The sequence below is a fragment of the Streptosporangium sp. NBC_01469 genome (assembly GCF_036227305.1).
Taxonomy (GTDB): domain Bacteria; phylum Actinomycetota; class Actinomycetes; order Streptosporangiales; family Streptosporangiaceae; genus Streptosporangium.
On the sequence record NZ_CP109465.1, the window covers coordinates 5,217,142 to 5,227,395 of the forward strand.

General features: G+C 74.6%; 1 protein-coding gene. It reads left to right on the top strand.

The features are described 5' to 3' along the window. Positions 1-3 precede the first annotated feature (3 nt). On the top strand, positions 4-10,245 hold the full coding sequence (locus OG587_RS22995) for a type I polyketide synthase (protein ID WP_329093494.1): 10,242 nt from the start codon (positions 4-6) through the stop codon (positions 10,243-10,245). Positions 10,246-10,254 lie beyond the last annotated feature (9 nt).

Consider the following 10,254-nt stretch of genomic DNA (forward strand, 5'->3'; position numbering starts at 1 on the left):
CTGATGGATAACGAGAACAAGCTGCTGGAACACCTCAAGTGGGTTACCGCCGACCTGCGCCGGGCCAACCAACGGGTGCGGGACCTGGAGGGCCGGGCCGCCGAGCCGATCGCCATCGTCGGCATGGCGTGCCGCTACCCCGGTGACGTCCGCTCTCCCGAGGACCTGTGGCGGCTCGTCGCCTCCGGTGGCGACGGGATCGGCGAGTACCCGACGGGCCGCGAATGGGACTCAGGCCTGTACGACCCCGACCCGGACGGGCACGGCACGGTGTACGCGCGAGAGGGCGGCTTCCTGCCGGACGCCGACTCCTTCGACGCCGAGTTCTTCGGGATCACGCCGCGCGAGGCGCTCGCCATGGACCCGCAGCAGCGGCTGCTGCTGGAGGTCGCGTGGGAGTCCTTCGAGCGGGCCGGAATCGACCCCGGGTCGCTGCGCGGCAGCCGGACCGGCGTCTACGCCGGCGTGATGGCGCAGGACTACGGGCCGAGGATGCAGGACGGGCCCGAGTCCGTGGAGGGCTACCTGCTGACCGGCAACCTGCCCGCGGTCGCCTCGGGCCGCCTGGCCTACACCTTCGGGTTCGAAGGGCCGACGGTGACGGTGGACACCGCCTGCTCCTCGTCGCTGACCGCGCTGCACCTGGCGATCCAGGGCCTGCGCAACGGGGAGTGCGGGCTCGCCCTCGTCGGCGGGGTGACGGTGATGTCCGCGCCGGGACTGCTCGTGGAGTTCTCGCGCCAGCGCGGGCTCTCGCCCGACGGCCGCTGCAAGGCGTTCTCCGCCGGCGCGAACGGCACGGGGCTCGGCGAGGGGGTGGGCGTCCTGCTGGTCGAGCGGCTGTCGGACGCCGAGCGCAACGGCCACCGGGTGCTCGCGCTGGTGCGCGGTTCCGCGGTGAACTCCGACGGCGCGTCGACCGGCCTGACCGCGCCGAACGGCCCCGCCCAGCAGCGGGTGATCCGGCAGGCGCTGGCCAACGCCGGGGTGGCGGCGGCCGAGGTGGACGCGGTCGAGGCGCACGGCACGGGCACCGTGCTCGGCGACCCGATCGAGGCCCAGGCGCTGCTGGCGACGTACGGGCAGGGCAGGCCGGCGGACCGGCCCCTCTGGCTGGGCACGGTCAAGTCCAACATCGGGCACGCCCAGGCCGCGGCCGGCGTCGCGGGCGTGATCAAGATGGTGGAGGCCCTGCGGCGCGGCGTCCTGCCCAGGACGCTGCACGTGGAGGAGCCCTCGGCGCACATCGACTGGACGGCGGGCGCGGTCGCGCTGCTGACCGAGTCCAGGCCGTGGACCGAGAACGGGCACCCGCGCAGGGCCGGGGTGTCCTCGTTCGGCATCAGCGGCACGAACGCCCACGTCATCCTCGAACAGGCCGCCCCGGCGGAGCCCGAGCGCGAGCGCGGCGCCGCCGCCGATACCCCCGATGGCACCGACGCCGCCGACGGCATTGACGGCACTGAGGGCACTGACGGCGGGCCCACGCACTGGCTCGTCTCCGCCCACGGCGAGGAGGCGCTCAGGGACCAGGCCGCGCGGCTGCTGGAGTTCGCGACGGCCGTCCCCGAGCCTGCCGTGGCCGACATCGGCCACTCGCTGGCCGTCACCAGGACCGCGCTGCCGCACCGGGCCGCGATCGTCGGCGACGACCGCGCGGAACTGCTGGCCGGGCTCACCGCCCTGGCCCAGGGGCGGCCCGCCCCGAACCTCGTACACGGCCGGAGCGACGCCCCGGTCAAGACGGCCTTCCTCTTCGCGGGGCAGGGCAGCCAGTACGCCGGGATGGGCGGCCGGCTCTACGACACCCACCCCGTGTTCGCCAAGGCCTTCGACGAGGTGTGCGGCCTGCTCGACCCGCTGCTCGGCCGCTCGCTGGCCGAGGTGATCAGGTCGGGAGGGGCCCGGCTGGACAGGACGGGCTTCACCCAGCCCGCGCTGTTCGCCCTGGAGGTCGCGCTCTACCGGCTGTTCGAGGACTGGGGCGTCGTCCCGAACTTCCTGCTCGGGCACTCCGTCGGGGAGATCGCCGCAGCCCACGTCGCCGGGGTGTTCAGCCTCGCCGACGCCGCCACGCTCGTCGCGGCCCGCGCCCGGCTGATGGACGCCCTGCCGCAGGGGGGCGCCATGGTCTCGCTGCGCATCCCCGAGGACCGGCTCGCACCCCTCCTCGGCGACGGGGTGAGCGTCGCCGCGATCAACGGCGCGGACTCGCTGGTCGTCTCGGGCGACGAGGCCGCGGTCGAGGCCCTCGCGCTCGCGGTCGCCGAGCGGGGATACCGGACCCGGAGGCTCCAGGTCAGTCACGCCTTCCACTCCCACCACATGGACCCGATGCTCGCGGCGTTCCGGCGGGCCGTCGAGGGGCTCACCTTCAACGCTCCGGGCATTCCCCTCGTCACCAACCGCACCGGCCGGATCGCCGGTGCCGACGAGTTGCGCGACCCGGACCACTGGGTGCGGCAGGTCCGCGACCCGGTCCGCTTCCATGAGGGGGTGCTGACCCTGGGCGAGCTCGGGGTGGGCGTCTACCTGGAGATGGGCCCGGACGGCACGCTGGCGGGCCTGGTCGGCAGCTCCTCGGCCATCCCCACGCTCCGCCGCGACAGGGACGACGCGCGGCAGGTCGCCACCGCCGTCGCGACCGCGCGGGTCCAGGGCGTGTCCGTCAACGCGGAAACCGTCCACGAGGGGCGGCGGATCGACCTGCCCACCTACCCGTTCAGGCGGACGCGCTACTGGCTGTCGCCGAAGCGGACCGGCCAGGCCGCCGACCGGTGGGCGCGGCCGTTCTGGACGGCCGTCGACGAGGGCGATCTGGGGCCGCTGGCCGAGACGCTGCGCATCGACGACACGGAGCGGGCGGCGCTGACCTCGGTGCTTCCCGCGCTGGCCGCCTGGCGCAGGCGAGGGCGGGAACAGGATCTCGCGGACGGATGGCGCTACCAGGTCGTGTGGCGACCCGTTCCCGCCGCCCGGCCCGGGACCCCGGCCGGTACCACCGGCATCTGGCTGCTGCTCGTCCCCGCCGCGCACGCAGAGGACCCCTGGGTGGCGGCCCTGACGGCGTCGCTGGCCGGAGCGGGTCTCGACACGCGGCGGATCGTGGTGACCGACGCCGACGACCGTACGGCACTGGCCGCGCGGCTGCGGGCCGAGAACGAGGTAGGAGGCGAGGCGGGAGACGGGGCCGGGGGCGAGGTCGCCGGGGTGCTGTCGCTGCTCGCCCTGGACGAGCGCCCGCATCCGGCGTACCCGAACGTCCCCGCCGGGATGGCGGCCACCCTGGCGCTCGCGCAGGCGCTCGACGACGTGGGCGGGGAGGCACCGCTGTGGCTGATCACCCGGGGCGCGGTGCGCGCGGGCCGCTTCGACCGGCTCGGCCGCCCGGCGCAGGCGCAGGTCTGGGGCTTCGGCCGGGTCGTGGGACTCGAACACCCCCGGCGGTGGGGCGGGCTCGTCGACCTGCCGGAGACCGCGGACGCCAAGGCGTTCGGCCGCCTGCGCGCGGCGATCGGAACGCCGGAGGACCAGCTCGCGATCCGCGCCTCGGGGGTGTTCGCCCGGCGGCTCGTCCCCGCGGCGCGTGGCGGCTCCGTCGTACCGGAATGGAGGGCGCGGGACACCGCGCTGATCACCGGTGGCACCGGCGCGCTGGGCGCGCACGTCGCGCGCTGGCTGGCGCGGGCGGGCACGACGCACCTGGTGCTGGTCAGCAGGAGCGGCCCTGAGGCGCCCGGCGCGGAGGAACTGTGGCTGGAGCTCACCCGGCTCGGTGTCACGGTCACGATCGCCGCCTGCGACACCGCCGACCGGGACGAGCTGGCCGCGCTCGTGGCGCGGGTCCGGCGTGACCACGGCCCGATCAGGACGGTGGTGCACGCCGCGGGCGTCAACCAGAACACGCCGATCATCGGCACCACACTCGCCGAGTTCGCCGAGGTCAACGCCAAGGCGGCGGCGGCCGGCCACCTGAGCGACCTGTTCGGCACCGACCAGCTCGACGCCTTCGTCCTGTTCTCCTCGATCGCGGGCGTGTGGGGCAGCGCGGGCCAGGCGGCCTACAGCGCGGCGAACGCGTTCGCCGACGCCCTGGCGGAGCACCGGCGCGGGCTGGGGCTTCCCGCCACCGCCGTCTCCTGGGGACTGTGGGCGGGCGCCGGCATGGGAGCGGAGGCCGGTGTGACCGGCGGCCTGAGCAGGTACGGCATCCGCGCGATGCCGGTCGAACCGGCGATGAGCGCGCTGCACCGGGCACTCGCGGACGACGAGGCGTGCGTCACCGTCGCGGACGTCGACTGGGCGCGGTTCGCCCCCGCGTTCGCCGTCGCCCGCCCCCGGCCGCTGCTGGACGAGATCCCCTCGGAGACGAGGCCCGCGGCCGGCCCCGAGGCCGGCGCGGATTCGGAGTTGCGGCGGCAGGTGACCGAGCTGACGGCCGCGCAGCGGCACGAGCACCTCGTGAAGCTCGTCGGCGCCCACACCACGGCCGTCGCCGGAGCGGCCACCGCCGACGGCCTCGACCTCGCCCAGCCGTTCCGCGCGCTCGGCTTCGACTCGCTGATGGCCGTCGAGCTGCGCAACCGGCTCGTCACGGCCACCGGGCTGGCACTGCCCACCACGCTGGCCTTCGACTGGCCGACGCCCACGGCCGTGGCCGGGCACCTGCTCGCCAGGCTCGCCGGTGACGAGGACGCGCGGACCGTCCCCGCGACCAGGGAGGCGGCCGACGACGACCCCATCGCCGTGGTCGCCATGACATGCAGGCTCCCCGGCGGCGTCCGGTCACCGGAGGACCTCTGGCGGCTGGTGTCGGAGAAGGTCGACGCGATCGGGGAGTTCCCCACCGACCGGGGCTGGGACGTGGACGCGCTGTACGACCCGGACCCCGACCACCCCGGGACCACCTACGCGAGGACGGGCGGCTTCCTGCGTGACGCCGCCGAGTTCGACCCCGGCTTCTTCGACATCAGCCCGCGCGAGGCCCTCGCGATCGACCCGCAGCAGCGGCTGCTGCTCGAACTGGCCTGGGAGACCTTCGAACGCGCCGGCATCACCCCGGCGGGCCTGCGGGAGAGCGACACCGGGGTGTTCGTGGGCACCTGGTCGCAGGAGTACGGCGGCGGCCTGGCCCACCCGCAGGAGGAGGCGGCGGGCTACCTGATAACCGGCAACGCCTCCAGCGTCACCTCCGGAAGGATCGCCTACACCTTCGGGCTGCACGGGCCCGCCGTCACCGTGGACACCGCCTGCTCCTCGTCGCTCACGGCCGTCCACCTGGCCGCCCAGGCGCTCAGGTCGGGCGAGTGCGCGCTGGCACTGGCCGGCGGCGTCACCGTGATGGCGAGCCCGGGAGCCTTCGTCGAGTTCAGCCGCCAGCGCGGGCTGGCGGCCGACGGCCGGTGCAAGCCGTTCGCCGCCGCCGCCGACGGCACCGGCTGGGGCGAGGGCGCGGGACTGCTGCTGCTCGAACGGCTCTCCGACGCCGAGCGCAACGGCCACCGGGTGCTCGCCCTCGTCCGGGGCAGCGCCATGAACCAGGACGGCGCCAGCAACGGCCTCACCGCGCCGAACGGGCCCTCGCAGGAGCGGGTGATCCACCAGGCGCTGGCCAACGCGGGTCTGCGCCCCTCCGACGTGGACGCGGTCGAGGCGCACGGCACGGGCACCGTACTCGGCGACCCGATCGAGGCACAGGCGCTGCTGGCCACTTACGGCCAGGACAGGCACGAGGGAAGGCCGCTCTGGCTCGGCTCGCTCAAGTCGAACATCGGCCACACCCAGGCGGCGGCCGGAGTCGCCGGGATCATCAAGACGGTCATGGCCATGCGCCACGACCTGCTTCCCCCGACGCTGCACGTCGACCGGCCCACCCCGCACGTCGACTGGACCTCGGGCGCGGTCTCGCTGATCACCGAACCGACGCCGTGGCCGGAGACCGGACGGCCGTACCGGGCGGGCGTGTCCTCCTTCGGCATCAGCGGCACGAACGCGCACGTCATCCTCGAACAGGCCGGGGCGCCTGTTCCGGCACCCGAGGTCTCCGGTGCCGGGCCGGCGGTCGTTCCGTGGCCGATCTCGGCGAAGTCGGAGACGGCGTTGCGGGCCCAGGCACGCCGGTTGGCCGACCACCTGGCCGGGGAGCCGGGGCTGAGCGACGCCGACGTCGGCCACGCGCTCGCGACCACCCGGCAGGTGTTCGACCAGCGCGCGGTGGTGGTCGGCGCCACCAGGGCGGAGCTGCTCGCGGCCCTCGACCTGGTGGCCGAGGGCGAGCGGGGACCCGGCGTCGTACTCGGCGCCGCCGCCGTACCGCCCGGTGCGACCGCCTTCCTCTTCACCGGCCAGGGCAGCCAGCGGGCGGGCATGGGCCGGGAGCTCTACGAGGGCAACCCGGTGTACGCCGACGCCTTCGACGCCGTCTGCCGACACCTGGACCCGCACCTTGAGCACCCCCTGGCACACGTGCTGTTCGGCCCCGGTGAGGCGCTGCTCGGCAGGACCGAGTACGCGCAGCCCGCGCTGTTCGCCCTGGAGGTCGCGCTCCACCGGCTGCTGGAGCACCACGGCGTACGGCCCGACTACCTCATCGGGCACTCCGTGGGCGAGATCGTCGCGGCGCACGTCTCCGGCGTGCTCACACTGCCCGACGCCGCGACACTGATCACCGCCAGGGCCGGGCTCATGCAGCGGATCACGGCCGACGGCGCCATGATCGCGATCCAGGCGGGTGAGAACGAGGTCCGCGAGTCGCTGGCCGGGCTTGAGGACAGGGTGTCGATCGCCGCGGTCAACGGCCCGTCGGCGGTCGTCGTCTCCGGCGACCGGAGCGCGGTCGAGAAGGTCGGCGCCCGATGGGCGGGCGCCGGACGCAAGGCGACGAGGCTCAAGGTCAGCCATGCCTTCCACTCGCCGCACCTCGACGCCGTGAGCGAGGAGTTCCGCCAGGTCGTGGCCGGCCTCTCCTTCGCGGCCCCCTCGATCCCGATCGTCTCCAACGTCACGGGCGAGCTCGCCACGGAGGCGCAGCTCCGCTCGCCCGACTACTGGGTGCGGCACGCCAGGCAGGCCGTACGTTTCCACGACGGCCTGCGCACGCTGCACGGCCAAGGCGTCACCACCTACCTGGAGCTGGGACCGGACGCCGTGCTCAGCGCGCTGGCGCAGCAGAGCGTCCCGGGCGGGTTCGTCGCGCTGATGCGGGCGGGACAGCCCGAGTCCGCGACCGTCGTCACCGCGCTCGCGAAGGCCCACGTGCTCGGTATCCCCGTCGACTGGGCCTCCTGTCACGCCGGGCACCGCGCCCGCCCCGCGGAGCTGCCCACCTACCCCTTCGAACGCGGCCACTACTGGCTCCGGCTCGCCGCGGACGACGCGCCCGGCGGCGCGGGCACCGTGAACCACCCGCTGCTCCGGTCGAGGATCGATCTGGACGACTCGGGAGTGCTGTTCCTCGGGCGCATGTCGCAGCGCTCGCAGCCGTGGGTCGGCGACCACCACGTGCTCGGCAGCGTGGTCGTGCCCGGCACCACCTGGGTCGAGCTGGCGGCGTGGGCGGGCAGGGAGCTCGGCTGCGCGCGGGTGGCGGAGCTGACCCACGAGCTGCCGCTCGTACTCACCGAGAACCGGGTGTTCGAGATCCAGCTGAGAGTCGGTGCCCCGGGGGAGGACGCCTCTCGGCCGCTCACCCTGCGCTGCCGGGCGACGGAACCCGGACAGCCCTGGGTGGGGCTCGCCAGGGGCGTGCTGGCCCCCGCCGAAGACGTGTCCGCCAGGCCCGCTCCCGCCGAGCTGCTGGAATGGCCGCCACGGGACGCGGTGCCCATCGACACCGGCGAGTTCTACCCGCGCCACAACGAGCGGGGTCTGTACACCTGGGGGCCGTCGTTCCAGTCGCTGCGCCTGGCCTGGCGGCGGGGCGATGACCTCTTCGCGGAGGTACGGCTGCTCGACGAGGTCGGCTCCGCGTCCTTCGACCTGCATCCCGCGCTGATGGACGCGTCGATGCACGCGCTCGGCGCCGACCTGATCCCCGACGAGCTGACCGCGCTGGTCGCCGACCCCGACGAGAGCAGCGAACGGCCGCGCATCCCGTTCACGTGGCGCGGCGTGGACCTGCGGGCGCACGGGGCCCGCGCGCTGCGGGTGTGGATGTCGGTGCCCGAGGGCGGCGGGACCACCATCGCCATCGCCGACGAGTCGGGCCGGCTGGTCGCCTCCGTCGAGTCGGTGGTGATGCTTCCCATCTCGGAGAAGCAGCTGCGAGCCTCCCTCACCGCGCCTCAGCACGAGTCGCTCTTCCACGTCGACTGGAGCGCGCTGCCGCTCTCCCCGGCCCCCCGGGAGGGGAACTGGGCGGTGCTCGGTGCCGAACTGCCGGGCGCGGCGCACCACGCGGGCGTATCCGCCCTGCGCGAGGCGATCGCCTCGGGCTCGCGGGTCCCCGACGTCGTCGTCGCATTCACCCCGTCGGACGCCACGGACCCGGAGCCGGCACTCCGGAACGGCACCGCGGATCTCGCGCCGCTGCCCCGGGCCGTCACCAAGGATCTCGCCTCGACGACCCGCGCCGCCACGGCGGACCTGCTCGGGTTCGTGCAGTCCTGGCTCGCCGAGGAGACCTTCGGCTCGCCCCACCTGGTCGTGGTCACGCGGGGCGCGGTCGCGGCCCTGCCCGGCGACCGGGTCACCGGCCTGGCCCACGCGGCCTGCTGGGGTCTGCTCAGGGTCGCCCAGGCGGAGCATCCCGGCCGGATCACCATCGTCGACCTCGACGACCTTGGCGGCGTCGGAGAACGGGCGCTGTCACGCGAGGTGCTCGCGAGCGTGCTGGCCACCGGAGCCCCGCAGGTCGCCCTCCGCGAGGGGCGGGCCTACTCGCCGCAGGTGGCCAGGCTGCCCGCGACGGCGGCCCGGGAGCGTCAGCCCCTGCTCGATCCGCGGGGAACGGTCCTGATCACCGGTGGCACCGGCACGCTCGGCGCCCTCCTGGCCAGGCACCTCACCACGAGGCACGGAGCCAGGCACCTGCTGCTGACCAGCCGCCGAGGCCCCGACGCCGAAGGGGCGGCGGCCCTGGCCGACGAGCTCGCCGGGCTCGGTGCCGAGGTGTCCGTCGTGGCCTGCGACGCCGCCGACCGGGACGCGCTCGCGGACCTGCTCGGCTCGATCCCCGCCGAGCATCCGCTCACCGCCGTGGTCCACGCGGCGGGCCTGCTCGACGACGCGGTCATCACCACGATGACCCCGCGGCAGCTGGAGGCGGTGCTGCGTCCCAAGGTGGACGCCGCCTGGAACCTGCACGAGCTGACCAGGGACCACGACCTGTCCATGTTCACCCTGTTCTCCGCCGCCGCCGGGATCCTCGGCGGTCCGGGGCAGGCCAACTACGCGGCGGCCAACACCTTCCTGGACGCCCTCGCCGTTCACCGCCGCGCCGCGGGACTTCCCGCGACGGCGCTCGCCTGGGGACTGTGGGGCCAGGCCAGCGGGATGACCGGGCAGCTGGGCGAGGCCGACTTCGCCAGGATGCGCCGCATCGGGGTCGTCCCGCTCCCCAGCGAGGAGGGGCTCGGGCTCTTCGACCTGGCCCACGCCGTGGACGCGGCGTGCGTCATGCCCATCCGGCTGGACCTGGCCGGGCTCCGCGAGCAGGACACCGCACCCGCGGTGCTCGAAGGCCTGCTCCGGGGGGTGCCGAGGCACACCCCGCGTACGCCGGTATCCACAGAACCGGTGCTCCGGCTCGAAGGGCTGACCGCGAGCGAGCAGCACGTCAGGCTCGTCGAGCTGGTCACCGCGCAGATCGCCACGGTCGCGAACCACCGCAGGCAGAGCATCGACCCCGGGCGGCCGTTCAAGGAGCTCGGCTTCGACTCGCTGATGACGGTGGAACTGCGCAACCGGCTGGCCTCGGCCACCGGACTCTCCCTGCCGCCGACGCTCGTGTTCGACCACCCCACGCCGGACGCGCTCGCCGGCCACCTGCGGAGCAAGCTGGCCGTCAGCACGTCCACGGGGCCGGTGGACGACGGCAGGGACACGACCGTCAGGGACGCGCTCGCCTCCATCCCGATCAGCCGGCTGCGCCGGTCGGGACTGCTGGGCCCGCTGCTGCAACTGGCCGGCGCCCCCTCGGAGCAGCCGGGCACGCACGACGACGACCACGACGAGGCCGACGAGTTCGACGGTATGGCGGCCGACGACCTCATCCGCATGGCGTTGAGCGACGAGATCGACTCCTGATCTGTGACT

Excerpts from the sequence above, each read along its gene's own strand:
- OG587_RS22995 (WP_329093494.1), top strand. The coding sequence starts at position 4 with ATGGATAACGAGAACAAGCTGCTGGAACACCTCAAGTGGGTTACCGCC.